The sequence below is a fragment of the Amycolatopsis sp. 3B14 genome, from assembly GCF_050958625.1.
Lineage (GTDB): Bacteria > Actinomycetota > Actinomycetes > Mycobacteriales > Pseudonocardiaceae > Amycolatopsis_E > Amycolatopsis_E thermoflava.
Genome location: NZ_JBHZEN010000061.1, coordinates 1 through 19,431, shown reverse-complemented (window position 1 = coordinate 19,431; position 19,431 = coordinate 1). Strand labels below are relative to the sequence as shown.

General features: G+C 71.7%; 19 protein-coding genes and 1 pseudogene. 13 read left to right on the top strand and 7 right to left on the bottom strand.

Going from position 1 to position 19,431, the window contains the following annotated elements:
- Positions 1–156 precede the first annotated feature (156 nt).
- On the bottom strand, positions 157–1,377 hold the full coding sequence (locus ACCP09_RS31245; RefSeq protein ID WP_123685762.1) for an MFS transporter: 1,221 nt from the start codon (positions 1,375–1,377) through the stop codon (positions 157–159).
- A gap of 80 nt (positions 1,378–1,457) precedes the next feature.
- On the opposite strand from ACCP09_RS31245, the gene ACCP09_RS31240 reads away from it, so the two are divergent.
- Positions 1,458–2,009 carry a TetR/AcrR family transcriptional regulator gene (locus ACCP09_RS31240; RefSeq protein WP_123685761.1) on the top strand — a complete coding sequence of 184 codons (552 nt, stop codon included), beginning with the start codon at positions 1,458–1,460 and terminating at the stop codon, positions 2,007–2,009.
- A gap of 41 nt (positions 2,010–2,050) precedes the next feature.
- A complete protein-coding gene (locus ACCP09_RS31235; RefSeq protein ID WP_433752286.1) occupies positions 2,051–2,680 on the top strand; it encodes a TetR/AcrR family transcriptional regulator in 630 nt (209 codons plus the stop codon).
- A 336-nt stretch (positions 2,681–3,016) separates the two neighbouring features.
- Here ACCP09_RS31235 and ACCP09_RS31230 read toward each other — a convergent pair whose 3' ends face one another.
- On the bottom strand, positions 3,017–3,541 hold the full coding sequence (locus ACCP09_RS31230; RefSeq protein WP_123687272.1) for a TetR/AcrR family transcriptional regulator: 525 nt from the start codon (positions 3,539–3,541) through the stop codon (positions 3,017–3,019).
- 139 nt (positions 3,542–3,680) lie between these two features.
- Between ACCP09_RS31230 and ACCP09_RS31225 the strand changes: the two genes are divergently transcribed.
- Positions 3,681–4,523 carry an SDR family NAD(P)-dependent oxidoreductase gene (locus ACCP09_RS31225; RefSeq protein ID WP_433752284.1) on the top strand — a complete coding sequence of 281 codons (843 nt, stop codon included), beginning with the start codon at positions 3,681–3,683 and terminating at the stop codon, positions 4,521–4,523.
- Here ACCP09_RS31225 and ilvA read toward each other — a convergent pair.
- Entirely contained in the window at positions 4,507–5,724 is a 1,218-nt protein-coding gene (gene ilvA / locus ACCP09_RS31220; protein ID WP_433752330.1) for a threonine ammonia-lyase IlvA, read from the bottom strand. The two genes, ACCP09_RS31225 and ilvA, sit on opposite strands and share 17 nt — an antisense overlap.
- 159 nt (positions 5,725–5,883) lie before the next feature.
- Here ilvA and ACCP09_RS31215 point away from each other — a divergent pair, with 159 nt between their 5' ends.
- Positions 5,884–6,357 (top strand): universal stress protein, encoded by a 474-nt coding sequence (locus ACCP09_RS31215; RefSeq protein ID WP_433752328.1) that lies wholly within the window; start codon positions 5,884–5,886, stop codon positions 6,355–6,357.
- A gap of 494 nt (positions 6,358–6,851) precedes the next feature.
- Here the strand turns inward: ACCP09_RS31215 and ACCP09_RS31210 are convergent, their stop codons facing one another.
- Together ACCP09_RS31210 and ACCP09_RS31205 are read right to left on the bottom strand one after the other, a co-directional pair.
- Positions 6,852–7,898, bottom strand: a complete 1,047-nt coding sequence (locus tag ACCP09_RS31210; RefSeq protein WP_431903966.1) for a phosphotransferase family protein — start codon at positions 7,896–7,898, stop codon at positions 6,852–6,854.
- Between the two features lie 797 nt (positions 7,899–8,695).
- Positions 8,696–9,787 carry an epoxide hydrolase family protein gene (locus tag ACCP09_RS31205; RefSeq protein ID WP_433752281.1) on the bottom strand — a complete coding sequence of 364 codons (1,092 nt, stop codon included), beginning with the start codon at positions 9,785–9,787 and terminating at the stop codon, positions 8,696–8,698.
- Positions 9,788–9,863: 76 nt separating this feature from the next.
- Between ACCP09_RS31205 and ACCP09_RS31200 the strand changes: the two genes are divergently transcribed.
- The 6 genes and pseudogenes from ACCP09_RS31200 to ACCP09_RS31175 all read left to right on the top strand — a co-directional run.
- Entirely contained in the window at positions 9,864–10,310 is a 447-nt protein-coding gene (locus ACCP09_RS31200) for a MarR family winged helix-turn-helix transcriptional regulator (protein WP_433752279.1), read from the top strand.
- A 103-nt stretch (positions 10,311–10,413) separates the two neighbouring features.
- Positions 10,414–10,866, top strand: a complete 453-nt coding sequence (locus ACCP09_RS31195; RefSeq protein ID WP_027935358.1) for a hypothetical protein — start codon at positions 10,414–10,416, stop codon at positions 10,864–10,866.
- A complete protein-coding gene (locus tag ACCP09_RS31190) occupies positions 10,826–11,371 on the top strand; it encodes a GNAT family N-acetyltransferase (RefSeq protein WP_378362350.1) in 546 nt (181 codons plus the stop codon). Before ACCP09_RS31195 ends, ACCP09_RS31190 begins: the two co-directional genes overlap by 41 nt.
- Before the next feature lie 159 nt (positions 11,372–11,530).
- Entirely contained in the window at positions 11,531–13,054 is a 1,524-nt protein-coding gene (locus tag ACCP09_RS31185) for a long-chain-fatty-acid--CoA ligase (protein ID WP_433752276.1), read from the top strand.
- A gap of 4 nt (positions 13,055–13,058) precedes the next feature.
- Complete coding sequence (locus ACCP09_RS31180; RefSeq protein ID WP_433752274.1) at positions 13,059–13,817, top strand: hydroxypyruvate isomerase family protein; 759 nt, start codon at positions 13,059–13,061, stop codon at positions 13,815–13,817.
- A 238-nt stretch (positions 13,818–14,055) separates the two neighbouring features.
- A pseudogene (locus tag ACCP09_RS31175) lies at positions 14,056–14,268 on the top strand (IS630 family transposase); the annotation flags it as partial.
- 158 nt (positions 14,269–14,426) lie between these two features.
- Here the strand turns inward: ACCP09_RS31175 and ACCP09_RS31170 are convergent.
- Positions 14,427–14,894, bottom strand: a complete 468-nt coding sequence (locus tag ACCP09_RS31170; protein ID WP_378362347.1) for a MarR family winged helix-turn-helix transcriptional regulator — start codon at positions 14,892–14,894, stop codon at positions 14,427–14,429.
- Between the two features lie 53 nt (positions 14,895–14,947).
- Between ACCP09_RS31170 and ACCP09_RS31165 the strand changes: the two genes are divergently transcribed.
- Both ACCP09_RS31165 and ACCP09_RS31160 read left to right on the top strand, forming a co-directional pair.
- Positions 14,948–16,348, top strand: coding sequence for an MFS transporter (locus ACCP09_RS31165; protein ID WP_433752272.1), 1,401 nt, complete (start codon positions 14,948–14,950; stop codon positions 16,346–16,348).
- Complete coding sequence (locus tag ACCP09_RS31160) at positions 16,345–17,844, top strand: LLM class flavin-dependent oxidoreductase (RefSeq protein ID WP_433752270.1); 1,500 nt, start codon at positions 16,345–16,347, stop codon at positions 17,842–17,844. The genes ACCP09_RS31165 and ACCP09_RS31160 overlap by 4 nt, the downstream gene beginning before the upstream one ends.
- Positions 17,845–17,854: 10 nt before the next feature.
- On the opposite strand, the gene ACCP09_RS31155 is transcribed toward ACCP09_RS31160, so the two are convergent.
- The gene (locus ACCP09_RS31155) at positions 17,855–18,016 is read right to left on the bottom strand and encodes a hypothetical protein (RefSeq protein ID WP_378362344.1); all 162 of its coding nucleotides are present in this window, start codon (positions 18,014–18,016) and stop codon (positions 17,855–17,857) included.
- A gap of 118 nt (positions 18,017–18,134) precedes the next feature.
- Between ACCP09_RS31155 and ACCP09_RS31150 the strand changes: the two genes are divergently transcribed.
- A partial coding sequence (locus ACCP09_RS31150; protein WP_433752268.1) for a phosphocholine-specific phospholipase C occupies positions 18,135–19,431 on the top strand: 1,297 nt, incomplete at its 3' end.

Genomic DNA, 19,431 nt, shown 5'->3' with positions numbered 1-19,431 from the left:
AGGGGGTATCACTGGAGTGAAGATAGCCCTCTTGTCCGGATCGCGCAACACTGCCCCCTCGACTTCAGCCCGCGCTCAGCGAGGCGACCTACGCAAGTGGCTCGACGTCTTCGAAAGCGCCGCACGAACACAACGCGCTGCTCAGACCGCGCGCGATCACCTCCGCGCGGCGCGCACCGACTGGACGATCACCGCGAGCACCGCCAGCCCGCCCACGGCGAACCCGTAGACGATCGCGGTCGGCCGCAACCCGGCCGACGTCGCCGCGAAGCCGGCGATCACCGCCGGGATGCTGAACGCGAGGTAGGCCACGACGTAGACCACCGCGAACAGCTCGCCCCGTTCGGCCGGTGCGGCGAGTCGCGCGAGCGTGCCGAAGCTGGCCAGCGCCGACGCCCCGAACCCGACCCCGGACACCACCGTCCCGGCGGCGGCGAGCGCGAGGACGTCCGCCAGCACGCCCGCGAGGGTGATGCCCATGCCGACCGCCAGCAACGCGGCGCCGGCCTGCAGCACCGCACCGACCGGGGCCCTGCGCAGCAGCAGCGAGGTCAGCGCACCCGTTCCGCACAGCAGGGTCACGACGAGCCCGCCGACGAGGTGGTTGGACATTCCGAACAACCCGGCCGCCACCGACGGCCCGAGCGACAGGTAGAGACCGCCGAGGGCCCAGCTGGAGATCAGGATCGGCACCAGCGCGAACAGGTCCGGCCGCAGCCGCGCCGGGACGCCGAGCCGCGGGGTGAGCGAGGCCAGCGCGCCGGGGCGGCGGGCCGAGGTCTCGGGCAGGCCGGCGGTCAGCAGCAGCGCGACAACCATGCCGGCGAGCAGGAGCGCGTAGACGAGGTGCGTCGGGGCGGGCGCGAACTGGACGAGCGCGCCGCAGCCCAGGGCGCCGAGGGCGAGCCCGCTCGTCGGGGCGACGCTGCTGATCACGCCCGCGCGGCCAGGCGCGTGCGGCGGGTTCAGGTCGACCAGCGTCGCGCCGAGCACGGACATGGCCGCACCGGTGGCGACGCCCTGCACGACGCGCGCCGCGAACAGCGCGGAGACGTCCCCGGCGACCAGGAACAGCACGAGCGAGACGGCTTCCCCGACGATCGCCGCGGCCAGCACCGGCCGCCGCCCGACGTGGTCCGACAGTGCGCCGACGACCAGCAGCGACGCGATCAACCCCAGGACGTACACCGCGAAGACCACGGTGAGCGTCATCGACGAGAAGCCCCATTCCTGCTGGTAGACGACGTAGAGCGGCGACGGGACGCTGGAGGCGGCCATGAACAGCACGAAGATCACCGCGACCGCCGTGAACGCCACCGGGTGCGGCAACCGGGCTCTGGGACGTGCCGCGACGGCGACGGCGGGGGAACTCGACATCAGCACTCCTCGGAAAAGCAAAGATCGATGCGTTAGGACGACCATAGCGCAAACGCAGCGATCGATGCGATAATTTCTCCATGCCCGCCACCACCAGCACAACCCGTCCCGGCGGCCGGTCCGCGCGAGTGCGTGCCGCCGTGCACCGCGCCGTCGTGGAGTTCCTGGCCGAGAACCCCGCCGAGGCGCTGACGCTGCCGTTGATCGCGACACGCGCGGGCGTCCACCCGACCACGCTGTACCGGCGATGGGGGTCGGTCGCGGACTTGATGGCGGACGTGGCGAGCAGCCGGTTCAGCGGCGACATCGTCGTGCCGGACACCGGCTCGCTGCGCGAGGACCTGCAGCGGTGGGCGTCGGACGTGGCGACCGACCTCGCCGACCCGGACGTGTTGGCGATCATGCGGGCCGCGATCGGCTCGGGCCCGGATGGCGGCTGCGCGTGCACCGCGGACCGGCACGCCCAGCTGACCGCGATCCTCGATCGCGAACGTTCCCGCGGCGGGACCGCGCCGGAGACCGCGCACGCCGCGGACGTCCTGCTCGGGCCGCTGTACTACCGGGCGATCTTCGCCGGTCAGCCCGCGGATCCCGGCTGGACCACCGAACTGGTCGACACGCTGCTGAAGTAATCCGCTTGCCGCAAGTTACTCAGGCGAGTAACTTTTTACTCATGCAGGTAATCAATGAGGTGCAGCCGGACCTGGGCCTGAGCCCGGCCGAGGAGGCGCGCCGTTCGCAGATCATCGCGGCGACCCTGGCGACGATCTCGGAGCTGGGGTACCGCCGGACGTCGTTCGCCCGCATCAAGGAACGTGCGGGGCTGAGCAGCACGCGGTTGATCGGCTACCACTTCGGCACGAAGGCGGGGCTGATGCAGGCGGTGGTGACGACGGCCATGAGCATCCGGGACAGGTACCTGGAGGAGCGGGCCGGCGACACGACCGACCGGGCCGCGATGCTGCGCGCGTTGATCGAAACGGAGGTCACGTTCGTCCGCGACCACCCCGAGTGTGTGCGGGTGCTGCGCGAGGTCGCCGCGAACGCGGACGACCCGGACGGCTGGCCGGTGGCGGGCCCGTTGCTGAGCGGTTTCCGGACGGGCCGCATCGAGCGGCTACTGACCCAGGGGCAGCGGGAGGGCGCCTTCGGCGAGTTCTCGGCCGAGGTCGCGGCCCGCACGATCGCGCAGAGCATCGACGGCGCGATCCAGGCCTACACCGAAAACCCGGCCTTGGACCTGGAGTCCTACGGGCGGCAACTGGCCGACTTCTTCGAACAGGCCGTGGCGGCGAAGAGCTGAGGGGCTCCCGTTTCGCGGGCAACCCCGGGACCCGCGAACGGACCTCGCCGCGCCGGCCCGCCCAGTCCCGCAATTTCACCCCGGCAAGCCCCCAGTGCCGGTGTCACAACCGGGACGACCTTGCCCCTACCCGCTCACGAAATTCCGCCACGGACCGCCACCCCGCGCCGAGACTGGCCACCGCCGCGAGCACTGTCCCCAACCCCAGCCGCGTCAGGGCAACTGGCACAACGCCGACTCCCCCCATCCGATCCGGCACCTACGCCCAACTCCCGTCACACTCAGCCCTCAACGCGACCGCCACCACCGCAAGGCGTTCCCCGATCCCCCGCCGCGTCAGGGTCGCAACCCGGACAACGCCGTCTCCACCACCTGGTCCGCGAACTCCACCGTGAGCGGCCCCCGCTGCATCCACCGCACCGTCACCGGACCCCAGATCACGTCCACCGCCACATCCAGGTCCACATCGGACAGCTGCCCGGCTTCCACCGCCTTGCGCAGCCGCTCCTTCTTCAGCTCCCGCACCGGCTCGTCGAGCCGCTCCGCGTACATCCGCGCCAGCTCCGGATCGTGCATGATCTCCGAGCTGAGCGCGCGCATCGTGAGGTCGAAGCGCTCGTCGGTCAGCTCCTTGACCGTCGCGCGCAGCACCGTCTTCAGATCCGCCTCCAGGTCACCAGTGTCGGGCAGCCCGCCACCGTCCCCTTCGGACAGCATCAGGAACGCGTCCAGCAGCACCGCCCCCTTCGAGGGCCACCAGCGGTAGATCGTCTGCTTCCCGACGCCCGCCCGCGCGGCGATCCCTTCGATGCTCAGCTTCGCGTACCCGACTTCACCCACCAATTCGAACGCGGCAGCCAGGATCGCCTGCCGCGAGCTCTCGTTGCGACGACTCGCATCTGGCACGTCCCCACACTACCACAGACCAAGACGAGACGGTCCGTCTTGACACCTGGCGGCCCGAGACGCTACGGTTCGTCTCACAGCGAAAGGAGCCCAGATGACCACCACCTCCCCTTCCCGCGTCTGGTTCATCACCGGTGCGAGCCGCGGCCTCGGCCGCGCCTTCACCGAAGCCGCCCTCGATCGCGGTGACCGGGTGGTCGCGGCCTCCCGCACCGTCACCGCCGAGGCGACCGACCGGCTGCTGCCCGTCCAGCTCGACGTCACCCGGCGCGGGGACGTGTTCCGGGTCGTCGAGCAGGCCGTCGACCACTTCGGTCGCCTCGACGTCGTGGTCAACAACGCGGGCACCCTGTCCATGGGCATGGTCGAGGAGTTCACCGAGGACGAGGCCAGAGCGGCGATGGAGACGAACTTCTTCGGCGCGCTCTGGGTGAGCCAGGCTGTGCTACCGGTGATGCGGCGCCGGCGGTCCGGTCGCATCCTGCAGATTTCGAGCATCGCCGCGCTGGGCGGGTTCCCGATGACGGGTCTCTACAGCGCGAGCAAGTTCGCCTTGGAGGGCATGAGCGAGGCGCTGGCCAAGGAGGCGGCCTCCTTCGGCGTCAAGGTCAGCATCGTGCAGCCCGGCGGCTACTGGACCGACCTCTACACCGCACCCGCGATGGCCTCGCCGGTCGACGCCTACGCACCGCTGCGGCAGGAGATGGAGCAGCAGTGGACCGAGGGTTCGGTGGACAGCGATCCTGCGCTCGCCGCGGAGGCGCTGCTGAAACTCGCGGACAGCGAGGATCCGCCGTTGCGCCTGCTGCTCGGCAGCATGGTGTACGACCTGGCGCACGACCTCACGCGGCAGCGCCTGGACGGCTGGGCGGACTGGGAGGAGGTGAGCCGCGCGGCCGAGAAGGCGATCCCGATGCCGGTCACACCAGGAACGTGAACAGGGGGCTGTCCGGCGGGACGCGCTCGATGCGGTGCGGGCCGGCCGCCATCCGCTTCATCATCGGTTCGAGGTTGTCCGGCGAGCCCAGCTCGATGCCGACCAGAGCAGGGCCGGTCTCGCGGTTGTTGCGCTTGACGTACTCGAACAGCGTGATGTCGTCGTCGGGGCCGAGCACGTCGTCGAGGAAGCGGCGGAGCGCGCCGGGCTCCTGCGGGAACTCGACGAGGAAGTAGTGCTTGCGCCCCTCGTAGATCAGGGCCCGCTCGACGATCTCGGCGTAGCGGCTGACGTCGTTGTTGCCGCCGGAGACGATGCACAGCACGGTCGAGCCCGGCTCCAGGTCGAGGTCCAGCCCGAGCGCTGCCGGTGACAACGCGCCGGCGGGCTCGGCGATGATGCCGTCGGACTGGTAGAGGTCGAGCATCTCGACGCAGATCTTGCCCTCGGGCACGGCGATCATGCTCGGTCGGCGTTCGGCGGCGAGGGCGTAGGTGTGCTGCCCGACGAGCCGGACGGCGGCGCCGTCGACGAACGGGTCGATGGTCTCCATGGCGACGGGGCCGCCGTGCTCGAGTGCGAGAGCCATGCTGGCCGCGCCCTGCGGCTCGGCGCCGATCACCCGCACCTCGGGGTGGGTCTCGCGGAGCCAGGCGAGGGTTCCGGCGAGCAGGCCGCCGCCGCCGACCGGCACGATCACGACGTCGGGGGCGCGGCCGAGCTGCTCGATGGCCTCCTTGACGACGGTGCCCTGCCCGGCGATCGTGCGCGGATCGTCGAACGCGGGGATCATCGTCGTGCCCGTGCTCGCCGCGTACTCCTGCGCGGCGGCGGCAGCGTCGTCGTAGGTGTCGCCGTGCATCACGATCTGCACGTGCTCACCACCCAGCCGGGCAACGCGGTCCCGCTTCTGCCGGGGGGTGGTGCGCGGCAGGTAGACGCGGGCGAGGACCCCGAGGGCGGCTGAGGCGAACGCCACACCCTGGCCGTGGTTGCCTGCGCTCGCGCACACGACGCCGCGGGCGCGTTCCTCCGGTGAGAGCTGGCTCACCAGGTTGTAGGCGCCACGGCCTTTGTAGGAGCGGACGGCGGACAGGTCCTCGCGCTTGAGCCAGACGTCCACGCCGTGCTGCAGCGAAAGCCGTTCGTTGCGGTGCAGTGGCGTCGGCTGGATGACCCCGGCGAACCGGGCGGCCGCCATCGCCACGTCGGCCGCCCGCACGGGGTCGGGCCCGTTACCCACGACTTGGTTCCTCCTGTCGGCGTAGACGTCATTCGTACCAAAGCCGTGCCGGGTGCCCGCACCCGGAGCGGCCGGTGCCAGATAATGCGTGCCGTGGGTGCCGAGCGGGGACAACTGGTGGAGGAGTACGGCCCGGCGTGGTCGCCGGGACCGTTCGAGCGCGGCACCGACGGGCCGTACGTCGTCCTCGCCGGCGTCGACGGCTCCCCCAGCGCGTCCCGGGCGGGCGCCTACGCGGCCGGGCTGGCGCGGCGGCAGCGGTCGCGGCTGGTGCTGGTGTACGTGCTGGCGCCGACGGCGTGGACCGGCATGGCGAGCGGCTACCTCGCGGCGGCCCAGGAGCAGGCCTACGAAGCGACGATCGACGAGATGCGCGGACCGATCCGCAATCTGGCCGACGAGGCGCGCCTGCCCATCACGTTCATCGTCCGCCGCGGCGACGCCTTCACGGAACTCCGCCGCGCGGCGGTCGAGCTGCACGCCGACCTCGTCGTGGTGGGCGCGTCGGAGAGCCGGGGCCACCGGATCGTCGGCTCGGTGGCGAACCGCCTCGTGCGATCCGGCCTGTGGCCGGTGACAGTGGTGCCCTGACCACTGCTTGTGGCGCCCGATGCGCTGTCGCCGGCCAGGCACCCTCACCACAGCCCACGAGGCCGGCCATTTTCCGGCCGCGATCCGCGACGCCCCCTCTGCGCGGCCCCGGCACCGACCACTTTCCGACGGCGATCGCGACGCCCACCACGCAGCCCACCACCCGCACGATTCAGCACGCGGTCAACGCCATTTCGATGCGGCCCCCACCCTCATGTGAAGCCGCCCCAACCGATCACGGCCCGCCTGCCGTCGGCAACACCTAGCCAACCCGCGCGAACAGCCAACCCGCCCGAGCAGCCATCCCCCCGCGAACAGCCAACCCGCGCGAGCAACCATCCCGCCCGAGCAGCCAACCCGCCCGAGCAACCATCCCGCCCGAGCAACCAACCCGCCCGAGCAACCATCCCGCCCGAGCAGCCGTCTCGCGCGAGCAGTGATCCGGCGCGAACAGCCCTCTACCGCGGCCCCGGCCGCGCGGGCAGCTCGACCACTCACGAACGTGCGATGCGGTCCAGCGCCTGCTCGAACAACCCGACCGCCGCCGCGTGGAGGCGGTCTCCGATGGCGCGTGGCGCCTTGCCGGCGCAGGCACGCGCGTGCGTGCCTTCCAGCACGATGCCCAGCTTGAAGCACGCCAGCACCGCGTACCAGGCGATTCCCGAGGTGTCCCGTCCGGAGCTGGCGGCGTAGCGGGCCACGATCTCCTCCTCGGTGGCGAGGTCGCCGGCTGTGGCGAGGCCGCTCCATCCGAGCATCGGGCGGGTGCCGGGCCAGGTGGCCAGCAGCCAGCCGAGGTCGAGGAGCGGGTCGCCGATCGTGCTCATCTCCCAGTCCACGATGGCCGCGACCGTCGCGGCCCGGCGGTCGAACAGGACGTTCGCGAGGTGGTAGTCGCCGTGGAGGATGCCTGGCGACCACCGCTGGGGCACACGCTGCGCGAGCCAGTCGGCGACCGCCTCCACGCCCGGCAGGTCCGGCCCGGGGTAACCGTCGTGGCCCGCGTATGAATCGAGCTCCGCGAGCCATCGCGGCACCTGGCGTTCGAGGAACCCGTGTGGGCGACCGAAATCCGCCAGGCCGGCCCGCTCGTGGTCGACTTCGCTCAGCGCCGCCAGCGCGTCGGCCATCGCCAGCCCCATCTCGTGCCGCAGCTCGGGGCGGGCGGCGTGCGGCTCGGGCAGTTCGACGGTCGCGTTGAACCCGTCCACCGGCTCCATCAGGTAGAAGACCGCGCCGGGCAGGACGGTCTCCTCCGGGCAGGCCGCGATCAGCTCCGGGTGCGGCACCGCGGTGCCCGACAGCGCGGCGAGCACCCGCATCTCCCGGCGCAGCACGTCGTTGCTGCGCGCCCGCCGGTGCCGGGGACCGCTGCGCAGGACGTAGGCCCGGCCGCCACGGCGGAACGAAACCATCAGGTTCTGAGTGCCACCGGCGATCGGCGCGAGGTCCTCGACGGGCCCGCCCGGCAGCCCTTGACGGTCCATCCACGCGCCGAGCGCGCGCAACTCCCCCGGCGACAGGATCTCGGCCTCAGGCATCGGGCCCCCTCTCCGCTCCTGATGCAACATGGCAGAAGCACCCGGGCCAGGGAAAGCCCAGAAGATTCCGGCGGAGCGACGGCCGTCTGCCTCGCCGGAGGCACGCCCGGCCTCCGCCGCCAGATCCCCGCGTGGTCCTTGGCTGGTGCTCAGCTCGGGCAAGCAGCCTCGCAGGACGCCCGACCCGCACCTTCTGCCGCTGCGCGCGAGGGCCGCCAGTGGCCACGGCTGAGCCCCAGGGCTGCCGGTTGACAGTGCGGGATGGCGCGGATGGTCGCGAGACCGGCGGGCCAGCGGCACGCGAGCCCACCACAGCCGAAACAAGGCCCGCCAACGGCCACGGCCGCGGCCAAGCACCACCGAGCCGCAACAGCCGCGCGAGTGATCGCAGACCGGCAGGCCAGCAGCACACGAGCCCACCACAGCCGAACCGGGACCCGCCAACGGCCACGGCTGCAGCCAAGGGCCGCTGGGCGGCAGCAGCCGCGCGAGTGACCACGTCACAGACCGGCGGGCCAGGGCTGCCGGCCACTGCCGAACCCGGGCCCGCCAACGGCCACGGCCGCGGCCAAGCACCACCGGGCCGCAGCAGCCGCGCGAGTGATCGCAGACCGGCGGGCCAGCACCGCGCCAGCCCACCACGGCCGAACCCGGGCCCGCCAACGGCCACGGCCGCGGCCAAGCACCACCGGGCGGCAGCAGCCGCGCGAGTGACCACGTCGCAGACCGGCGGCCCGGGGCTGCCGGCCGGCAATAGCGGGAGTTCGCGGCACTGGCGTGACCGGCGGCCTCGCGCCTCAAGCCAGCGTGCTGAAGAACTTGCGCACGTCCTCGACGAACAGGTCGGGCACCTCCATCGCCGCGAAGTGGCCGCCTCTGTCGAACTCGCTCCAGTGGCGGATGTCGAACCGCTGTTCGGCGACCGCGCGCACCGACAGGGTGATGTCGTGCGCGAAGACCGCCACCCCGACCGGCACCGGGCACGGGCGGCCTGCCTGGGCGACGTACGTGCTCTCCTTCGCCAGGCGGGCGGCCGAACCCGCGGTGCCGGTCAGCCAGTACAGCATCACGTCCGTCAGCAGGCGGTCGTCCGGGATGCGCGACTCCGGGTCGGTCCACTTCGCGAACCGTTCGGCTATCCACGCCAGCTGCCCGACCGGGGAATCGGTCAGGGCGTACGCGATCGTCTGCGGCGTGGTCATGTGCAGGACCTGGTAGCCGGGCCGGTTCGCGGCGTACGCCTTCGTGTGGGCGAGCCTGCGTTGATCCTCTTCGGACAGTCCGGCGATCCCGCCGGACGGCGGCAGTGTCGGCAGGTAGTTCAGGTGCACACCCACCACCTGGTCCGGCGCGGCGACGGCGAGCTGCTGCGAGATCGCCGAGCCGAAATCGCCGCCCTGGGCGCCGTACCGCTCGTACCCCAGCCGGCGCATCAGCTCGGCCCAGGCGCGCGCCACCCGCGCCACGTCCCAGCCCCGCTCGGCCGTCGGCCCGGAGAAGCCGAAACCCGGGATCGACGGGATCACCAGGTGGAAGTCGCGTGACAGTGGCCCGATCACGTCCAGGAACTCGACGACGGAACCGGGCCAGCCGTGCGTCACGACCAGCGGCAGGGCGTCCGCCCGCGGCGAGCGCACGTGCAGGTAGTGCACGGTCTGCCCGTCGATCTCGTCGGTGAACTGCGGGAACGAATTCAACAGTGCCTCCTGGGCGCGCCAGTCGTAACCGTCGCGCCAACGGCCGGCCAGCTCGCGGACCCGGGCGAGCGGGATGCCGTAGTCCCAGCCCGCGCCGGGCAACTCGTCGGGCCAGCGGACGCGGTCCAGGCGGGCGGCGAGGTCGTCGAGGGCGGACTGCGGGATGTCGATGCGGAAGGGTTTCTCGGTCATGCCCAGAACGTTAGACGCCCAAACGTTAGTCCGTCAAATGATTCGCCGGGCGAACGTTTCGGTTAGACTCCCGATCATGGAGACCACCGCCCCCGAGCGCCTGCGTGCCCTCCCCAGCTGGCTGCTCACGCAGACCGCGCACCACGCGCACCGGCTCGTCACCGAGGGCCTGTCCGAGGCCGGCGCCCGCGGCTACCACTACCGCCTGCTGGCCGCGCTGGAGGAGTCCGGGCCGGCGAGCCAGGCCACACTGGGCCGCCGCAGCGCGATCCACCTCTCCGACCTGGTGGCGACCATCAACGAACTGGCCGATCGCAGCCTGGTCAGCCGGGAGCCGGACCCGGCCGACCGCAGGCGCAACGTCATCACGATCACCCCCGCCGGGCGCAGGCAGCTCAAGCGCCTCGACAAGCAGATCGCGCGCATCCAGGACGACCTGCTCGCCCCGCTGAGCGGCGCGGAACGGGAGCAGCTGACCGCCCTGTTGTCCCGGCTGCTGCGCCACCACACCGAGGGCGCGTAACCTGACGGGCAGACTGAGACCGCGGTCACAACTTGCGCGGTTTCAGCAACACTCGCCCGGGTAGTCTCACTCGACCGTTGAGCAGACAGCGGAGGGAGCCCGCGTGACCGACTTCTGGATCGACCATGCCCTGCAACGGGTGCTGAACCACCCCACCGACATACGCACCCTGCGGGAGTCGGCCGCGACCTTCCTCGACGGCTGCACGGTGGAGACGGTCACCGACGCGCTGCTCGTCATCGACGCCCTGGCCAGCACGGCCTACGAACAGGGCTGCCTGCCCGCCACGATCCGGCTCGTGCGCGAGGGCACCGAAGCCGGCTGGCTGCGGATCTCGCTGTCCGCGCCCGGCGTCGAGCTGCCGTCCCCGGACAGCGGCTTCGGCACCGGCCTGCACGTCCTGACCACCTGCGCGGCCATGTGGGGCCGCAGCGGCGACGGGGACCGTACCGCTCTCTGGGCGCATCTGCCGCTCGTGGCTGCCGTACCGGCCGCACTTCACGTAGCGTTTACACATGGAGTCGCCCCTGATCACCGACCGGCTGGTCATCCGTGACTGGACGGCCGACGACGCCGACGCCGCCTTCGCGATCTACGGCTCGGAAGAGGTCACACACTGGCTGACCCCGGTGATGGACCGGGTCGGCGATGTCGCCGCGATGCGCGCGGTGCTGCAGGCCTGGCACGAGGCCCAGCCGAACCTGCCGCCGCCGCGCGGCCGCTGGGCCATGGAACGCCGGGAGAACGGCCAGGTCATCGGCGGCCTGGCCATCCGCCTGCTGCCGCCCTACGAGGAGGACCTCGAGCTCAGCTGGCAGCTGCACCCCGACGCGTGGGGGCATGGCTACGCCACCGAAGGCAGCCAGGCACTGATCCGGTGGGCGTTCACCCAGGACACCGACGAGCTGTTCGCCGTCGCGCGACCGAACAACGTTCGGGCGATCGCGACGGCGAAACGGCTCGGCATGCAGTGGGTCGGCGAGACCACCAAGTACTACGACCTGCGCCTGCAGGTCTACCGCATCCGCCCCGGCGACCTCGACGACGCGCCGGGGACTTGACCACCGGACCGGCCGCGCGGTTCACTGGCTGACGGGTCGACGTCGCCGCAAAACCGAACGGGATTCTGCCGGGTCTGACAACCGACCCGCAGGCAATCCGGAATGACCGGCGGAATCCGGGCAGGCCGGACAGAACGACGTTCGGAAGGTGTGCAGCCGATGAGCTTCAACCTGGCGATCATGCTGCGGGAGTCCGCGACGGCCACGCCGGGCAAGGACTTCCTGCGCTTCCCGTCGGGTGCGATGACCTACGCCGAGGTCGACGAGCGCTCCGGCCGGGTCGCCGTCGCCCTGCGCGAAGCCGGCCTGCGGCCCGGGGACAAGGTCGCCGTGCAGCTCGCCAACGTGCCCGAGTTCGTGATCGCCTACTTCGGCATCCTCAAGGCGGGCCTGACGATGGTCCCGCTCAACCCGCTGCTCAAGGCCGCCGAGATCGCCTACCACCTGGACGACTCCGACGCGCGCATGATCATCGCCCACGCCGCGGGCGCGCCCGAAGTCACCACGGCGCTCAAGGAGGTCCCGGACGTCCGCGCGGTGGTCGTCGGCGACCTCGACGCCGGCGCCTGGCCGGAGGGGACGCTGTCCTTCCCGGCGCTGCTGGAGCCCGCGGACGACGGCGACATCTTCCCCGGCGCGGCGGACGACACGGCCGTGCTGCTCTACACCAGCGGCACCACCGGCCGCCCCAAGGGCGCCGAACTGTCCCACTTCCAGCTCTACATGACCTGCACCCTGGGCAGCGAGCGATTCGGCGCGGAACCCGAGGACGTCGCGCTGGCCGTGCTGCCGTTCTTCCACGTCTACGGCCTGTCGAGCATCCTCAACGCCTCGGCCCGGCACGGGCGCACGATCTCGGTGGTGCCGCGGTTCGAGGTGTCCGCGGTGCTGGAGGCGATCCAGCGGGACCGGGTCACGATCATGGCCGGCGTGCCCACGATGTACCACGCGCTGGCCTACGCCGACACCACCGGCTACGACACCAGCAGCCTGCGGATCGGCAGCTCCGGCGGCGCGGCGATCCCGGAGGAGGTGCTGCGCCGCTTCGAGGAGAAGTACGGGATCCCGGTGCTGGAGGGGTACGGGCTGTCCGAGTCGGCGTCGACCACGACGGTCAACCCGGGCGCGGACAACCGCAAGATCCTCTCGATCGGCAAGCCGATCTGGGGCGTGGAACTGCGGATCGTCGACGACCAGGACCGCCCGCTGCCGTCCGGGCAGGTGGGCGAGATCGTGCTGCGCGGGCACAACATCACGAAGGGTTACTACAAGCGGCCGCAGGAGACCGCGGAGGCGTTCCGCGGCGGCTGGTTCCACACCGGCGACCTCGGCTACGTCGACTCCGACGGGTTCGTGTTCATCGTGGACCGCAAGAAGGACCTGATCATCCGCGGCGGGTTCAACGTCTACCCGCGCGAGGTGGAGGAGCTGCTGTACCGGCACCCGGCGGTCGGCGAGGCGGCGGTGATCGGCGAGCCGGACGAGCGGCTCGGCGAGGAGGTCGTCGCGGTGGTCTCGCTCAAGCCGGGCGCGAGCGCCGAGCCGGACGAGATCGTGGCGTGGGCGAAGGAGCGCATCGCCGCGTACAAGTACCCGCGGCGGGTGCGGATCGTCGATGAGCTGCCGAAGGGCGCGACGGGCAAGATCGCGAAGCTGGAGTTGCGGGCGCGTCTGCGAGGATGACGTCATGCGGTACGACGTCAACACCTCGATCCTGTTCACCGAGCTGGCGCCGGAGCGCCGTCCGGCCGCGGCGGCGGGGGCCGGGTTCGCGGGTGTGGAGTCGTGGTGGCCGTTCGACGGCGTGCCCGGGGACAGCGAGGTCGACCGGTTCGTCGCGTCCATCGCCGACGCCGGGGTCGAGCTGGTGTCGCTGAACGTGCCGCACGGCGATCTCGCCGCGGGCGAGCGGGGGCTGGCCGGGTTCGCCTCGCGAACGGCCGAGTTCCGCGACGGGGTGGACGTCGCGGCCGGGATCGCGGAGCGGCTCGGGTGCTCGCGGTTCAACGTCCTGCCCGGCAACCGGACCGGCGCCTCGCGGGACGTGCTGCTGGACAACCTCGCCTTCGCCGCAGACCGGCTGCCGGGCACGGTGTTGCTGGAACCGCTCAGCGGCGCGCCGGACTACCCGCTACTGCGCGCCGCCGACGCGCTCGCGCTCGCGGACGAGGTGGGGGCGGACAACATCGCGCTGCTGACGGACGTCTACCACCTGGGCAGCAACGGCGACGACCTGGACGCGCTCCTCACGCCGCCACTGTTGGAGCGCACCGGGCACGTGCAGGTGGCCGACGCGCCGGGACGGCACGAGCCGGGCACCGGCACGCTCGGGGTGACCGCCTGGCTGGACCGGCTGGCCGCCACCGGGTACGACGGCTGGGTGGGCCTGGAGTACGTGCCAACCGGGTCCACTGTGGATAGTCTCGGGTGGCTGTCCCGGCGCTGAGGGCTGCCTTGCCTGGCCACGCCAGTGGGCCCGACGAGTCCACAGCGGACAGCTTCGGCTGGCCGTCCCGCCGCTAGTGGCCTGAGTCGTTAATTCGGTGCCAGGCTAGGTTGTGGCGATGCCGGTTCGAAGCTGGTGCCACTGACCCTGTCCGACTGAAGGGGTGGACCCGGCGCAGGACGACCGCGCAGGCGCTGGCGTTGCGGGCCCGGATCGTACTGGCCTGCGCCGAGGGCGGAACGCGACGCACTGGTCGACCCGGTCGCTGGCGGCGCAGACCGGGATGACACAGTCGGCGTTCTCACGGATCTGGCGGGCGTTCGGCCTCAAACCGCACCAGGTGGACACGTTCAAGATCAGCAAGGATCCGTTGTTCGTGGACAAGGTCCGCGATGTGGTCGGGCTGTATCTGGATCCGCCCGCGAAGGCGGTGGTGCTGTGCGTTGACGAATCGATGGTGCGCAGGAACCCGAGGAATTCCAGCTGGCTCAACCTCGTCGAACGATTCTTCGCCGAGATCACCGTCAAACTGCTCCGCCGCGGCGTCCACGCCGACCAGATCCTCGACTCCCTCGCCGCCTACTGCCGACGAACTAACGACTCAGGACACTAGGCGGTCACTTCCTTCGAGGCCGCGTCGTCGGCCACGACCACCCGGCGCATCAGCTCCACCAGTGTCCGGCGCTCCTCTGTGGACAGCACGCCCAGCGACTCCTCCTGCGAGCGGTGCGCCACCTCTTGCAGGCGGCGCACCAACGCCATGCCGGACTCGGTCAGGGCGGCGCGCTGACGCCGCCGGTCGGCGGGATCGCGTTCGCGGCGGACGTAACCACGTTGTTCCAGCAGGTCCAGGTAGCCGACGAGGTGGCTGCGGTTGAGCCCGAGCCGGTCTGCGAGCGCGTGCTGTGCCAGCGGCCCGAAGTCCGACAACCCGGTCAGCACGGCGAAGTGCGGCAGCCGCAGGTCGTGCTCGGCCAGTGCGGTGACCAGCCCGCGGTGCCCGATCCGCGCGACGTGGCCCGCCAGGTACGAGGGCAGGGCGAGCAGGGTCGGCGGGCGCGTCTCGCGGTCGTCCATGCGGTCGATCCTACCTTCTGGACGTAATCATGTCGTCGTGTAATCATTACGTCATGACACGAAGTTCCGCACCCTTCGCCGCATTGCTGATCGCGGTGCTGTCGTTCTCGTTGCTGCAGACCATGCCGGTGCCCGCCCTGCCGACGCTGCAGGCCGAGTTCGGCACCTCCACCACCACCGTCTCCTGGGTGCTGAGCGCCTTCCTGCTCACCGCGTCGGTCGCCACCGGGCTGCTCGGCCGCCTCGGCGACATGTTCGGCAAGCGCCGCGTGCTGCTCGCCTGCCTCGCGGTGTCCGCGGCCGGCACCCTGCTCGCGGCGCTCGCCCCGTCGATCGGCGTGATGATCGCGGCGCGCGCGATCCAGGGCGTCGGCGCGGCGACCTTCCCGCTGGCCTTCGGCATCGTGCGCGACGAGTTCCCCCGCGAACGGGTGCCGGTCGCGATCGGCTGGATCAGCTCGACCTTCGGCATCGGGTTCGGCGTCGGGCTGGTGATCCCCGGTCTGATCGTGGACGCGCTGAGCTGGGAGTGGATCTTCTGGCTGATGTTCGCGGTGATCGTCGCCGGCATCGCCGCCGTCGCCGCGTTCGTGCGCGAGTCGCCGGTGCGCTCGCCGGGCCGCGTCGACTGGGCGGGCGCGCTGCTGCTCACCGGCGGCCTGGTCGCGCTGCTGCTGGCGATCAGCGAGGGCCGGGTGTGGGGCTGGGGCTCCGCGGCGATCATCGGGCTGTTCGCGGCCGCCGTGGTCCTGCTGGTCGTGTTCGCGCTGGTGGAAAAGCGCCTGGCCCAGCCGTTGATCGACATCGGGCTGCTCGGCCGTCCCGCGGTGCTGACGTCCAACATCACCGCGCTGATCATCGGCTTCGGCATGTACGGCGCGTTCACGCTGGTGCCGCTGCTCGTCGAGACGCCGCCGCAGGCCGGGTACGGGTTCGGCGCGTCGGTCACCGAGGCCGGGTTGTTCATCATCCCGATGGCCGTGACCATGCTGTTCGCCAGCCCACTCGCCGGGCGCATCGGCGCGAAGGCCGGGTTCAAGCTCCCGCTGGTGCTGGCGTGCGTGATCGGCGCGGCCGGGTTCGTGCTGTTCGCCGTCGCGCACGGCGAGCCGTGGCCGATCTACCTCGGCAACGGGATCCTCGGCATCGGCGTCGGGTTCGCCTTCGCCTCGCTGGCCAACCTCGTCGTCGGCGCGGTCGACCCGCGCCAGACCGGGGAGGCGACCGGCATCAACACGATCATGCGCACCATCGGCGGCACCTTCGGCGCGCAGATCGCGTCGACCATCGTCACCGCCGAGGTCGTCGCGGGCACCCGGTTCCCGGTGGAATCCGGCTACACCACGGCGTTCGTGCTGTCCGCGATCGCGATGGGCGCGGCGGCGCTGGTCGCGCTCGCCGGCCCGGGACAGCTCCTGCCCGCCCCCGCGCCACGCGAGATGGCCGCTCGATGACCGACTACGGACACGACCTGCTCTTCGGCGCGGTCCTCACCCCGGCCACCGGACGACCGCAACTGGCGCTGGACCTCGCGCGGGTCGCCGACCGCGCCGGGCTGGACCTGGTGAGCGTGCCGGACCACCCGTACCGGCCCGAGTTCACCGAGGCGTGGACGACGCTGTCGGTGATCGCCGCGCGGACCGAGCGGGTCCGGGTGTTCCCCAACGTCGCCAACCTGCCGCTGCGCCCGCCCGCGATGCTGGCCCGCGCCGTCGCGAGTCTGGGCGCCCTCAGCGGCGGCCGGGTGGACCTGGCGCTGGGCGCCGGGGCGTACTGGGACGCGATCGCCGCCGAGGGCGGGCCGTGGCGCGCGCCCTCGGAAGCGGTCGCCGCGCTCGGCGAGGCGATCGCCGTGATCCGTGCACTGTGGACACCCGGCGGCCCGGTCCACCTGCCGGGCAAGCACTACGGCCTGGACGGCGCCGAACCCGCTCCCGCGCCGGGCCGTCCGGGGATCTGGGTCGGCGCGCTCGGGCCGCGGATGCTGCGCCTGACCGGCACCCTCGCCGACGGCTGGCTACCGAGCATGACCCGCATCCCGCCCGCCGATCTCCCCGCCGCCAACGCCGCCCTCGACGCGGCCGCGGCGGACGCGGGACGCGACCCGGCCGCGATCCGCCGTCTCTACAACCTGTCCCCGCCCGCGCTCGGCTCGCCGCGCGGCTGGCCCGAGCGGCTCGCCGACCTGGCCCTCACCCACGGCGTGAGCGGGTTCCTGCTGCCGGCCGACTCCCCGGGCCTGCTGCAGCTCTTCGCGACCGAAATCGCCCCGGCAGTGCGCGAACTGGTCGCCGCCGCGCGGGACGGGCACGGACCGTCGCCCGCGCCGCTGGCCGCCCGGCCGACCCCGGACGACGGCTTCCGACTGAGCGCCGAACGGGTCTGGGACGAGGACGACCGCCCGTCGGCTCCCCCACCGGACCCGCGGCGCCGCCACGACGACCGGGAACAGGCCGCCGGGCAACGGCTGATCGAGGTGCACGACCACCTGCGCGCCGAGCTCGGGCAGCTGCGCGACCTGCTCACCGAGGTGGCCGCCGGGACCCTCGACCCCGGCGCCGCGCGCTCCCGCCTGCACACCCTCACCCTGCGCCAGAACAACTGGACGCTCGGCGCGTACTGCGAGTCCTACTGCCGCGTGGTCAGCATTCACCACCAGCGCGAGGACTCCGACGTGTTCCCCGCGCTGCGCCGGTTCGAGCCCGGGCTCGCCCCGGTGCTGGACCGGCTGGCGGACGAGCACCACGCCATCCAGGCCCTCGTCGAACGGGTCGACGCGGCACTGGTCGCGTTCGTCGGCACCGACGGCGACATCACCGCGCTGCACGCCGCGCTCGACCTGCTCACCGACGCGCTGCTGTCCCACCTGTCCTACGAGGAGCGCGAGCTGACCGAGCCGCTCGCCCGGCTGTGGGGCCGCGATCCGGGTGGCGGAGATGGCCTGGTCTGAGCCGCCGGCGTCACACCCGCAGCCTGGATTCGATGTCGAGCGTGTACTCCTGGGGGCCGACCGCCTCCAGCACTGTCGCCGACGTGCGGTTGACCGAGGAGCCGGAGAAGATCGTGCGCGTGTACGGGGGCGCCGGCAGCGTTTTCAGGACGATCTTCCCGAACCGGCTCAAAGCCCACCTCTCAGCAGTAAGGGCAGGCTTTCCTTCTCACGCTCGGGCAGTCAAGTGTTCGCCGTCCGGTCGCCGCCGCGACGCTTGCCGTACCCGCGGCGGGATCAGGCTGACCGCCATGACAGCCCTGAACCGTCGCGGGTTCCTGCAGCTGGCGGGCGGTTCCGCCGCCCTGTCCGCGCTCGCCCCGAGCATCGCCCGCGCCGCCGCCATCCCCGCCGGCCACCGCACCGGCACCCTGCGCGACATCGAACACGTCGTCGTCCTGATGCAGGAGAACCGTTCGTTCGACCACTACTTCGGCTCGCTGCGCGGGGTGCGCGGCTTCGGCGACCCGCGCCCGGTGACGTTGCCCAGCGGCAAGTCCGTGTGGCACCAGTCCGACGGCACGCGCGAGGTGCTCCCGTTCCGGCCCGAGGCGCGGGATCTCGGGCTGCAGTTCCTGGAGGACCTCGACCACAGTTGGGAAGGCGGCCACGCCGCGTGGAACCAGGGCCGCTACGACCGCTGGATCCCGGCGAAGACGGCGACCACGATGGCGTACCTGACGCGCGAGGACATCCCGTTCCACTACGCCCTCGCCGACGCGTTCACAATTTGCGACGCCTACCACTGCTCGCTGATCGGGCCCACCGACCCGAACCGCTACTACATGTGGAGCGGCTACACCGGCAACGACGGCGCCGGCGGCGGCCCGGTCATCGACAACGACGAACTCGGCTACAGCTGGACGACCTACCCGGAACGGCTCGAAGAGGCCGGCGTGTCGTGGAAGATCTACCAGGACGTCGGCGACGGCCTCGACGCCGAGCACAGCTGGGGCTGGATCAGCGACGCCTACCGCGGCAACTACGGCGACAACTCGTTGCTGTACTTCGACAACTACCGCAACGCTAAGCCGGACGACCCGTTGTACGAGAAGGCGCGCACGGGCACGAACGCCGCGAAGGGCGAGGGGTTCTTCGACATCCTCACCGCCGACGTGCAGGCGGGCCGGCTGCCCGCGGTGTCGTGGATCGTCGCGCCGGAGGCGTTCACCGAGCACCCGAACTGGCCGGCGAACTACGGCGCCTGGTACATCGCGCGGGTCCTCGACGCGCTCACCGCGAACCCGGAGGTGTGGAGCCGGACGGCGCTGTTCATCACCTATGACGAGAACGACGGGTTCTTCGACCACGTGGTGCCGCCGTACCCGGACCGGTCCACTGTGGACCTCTCCGGCGAGCTGCTGGACGGTCAGCCGTACGGGCTGGGCCAGCGGGTGCCGATGCTGGTCGTGTCGCCGTGGAGCAAGGGCGGCCGGGTGTGCTCGCAGGTGTTCGACCACACCTCGATCGTGCGGTTCCTGGAGCGGCGGTTCGGGGTGCACGAGCCGAACATCTCGCCCTGGGGGCGGGGGGTGGGGGGGGGGGGGG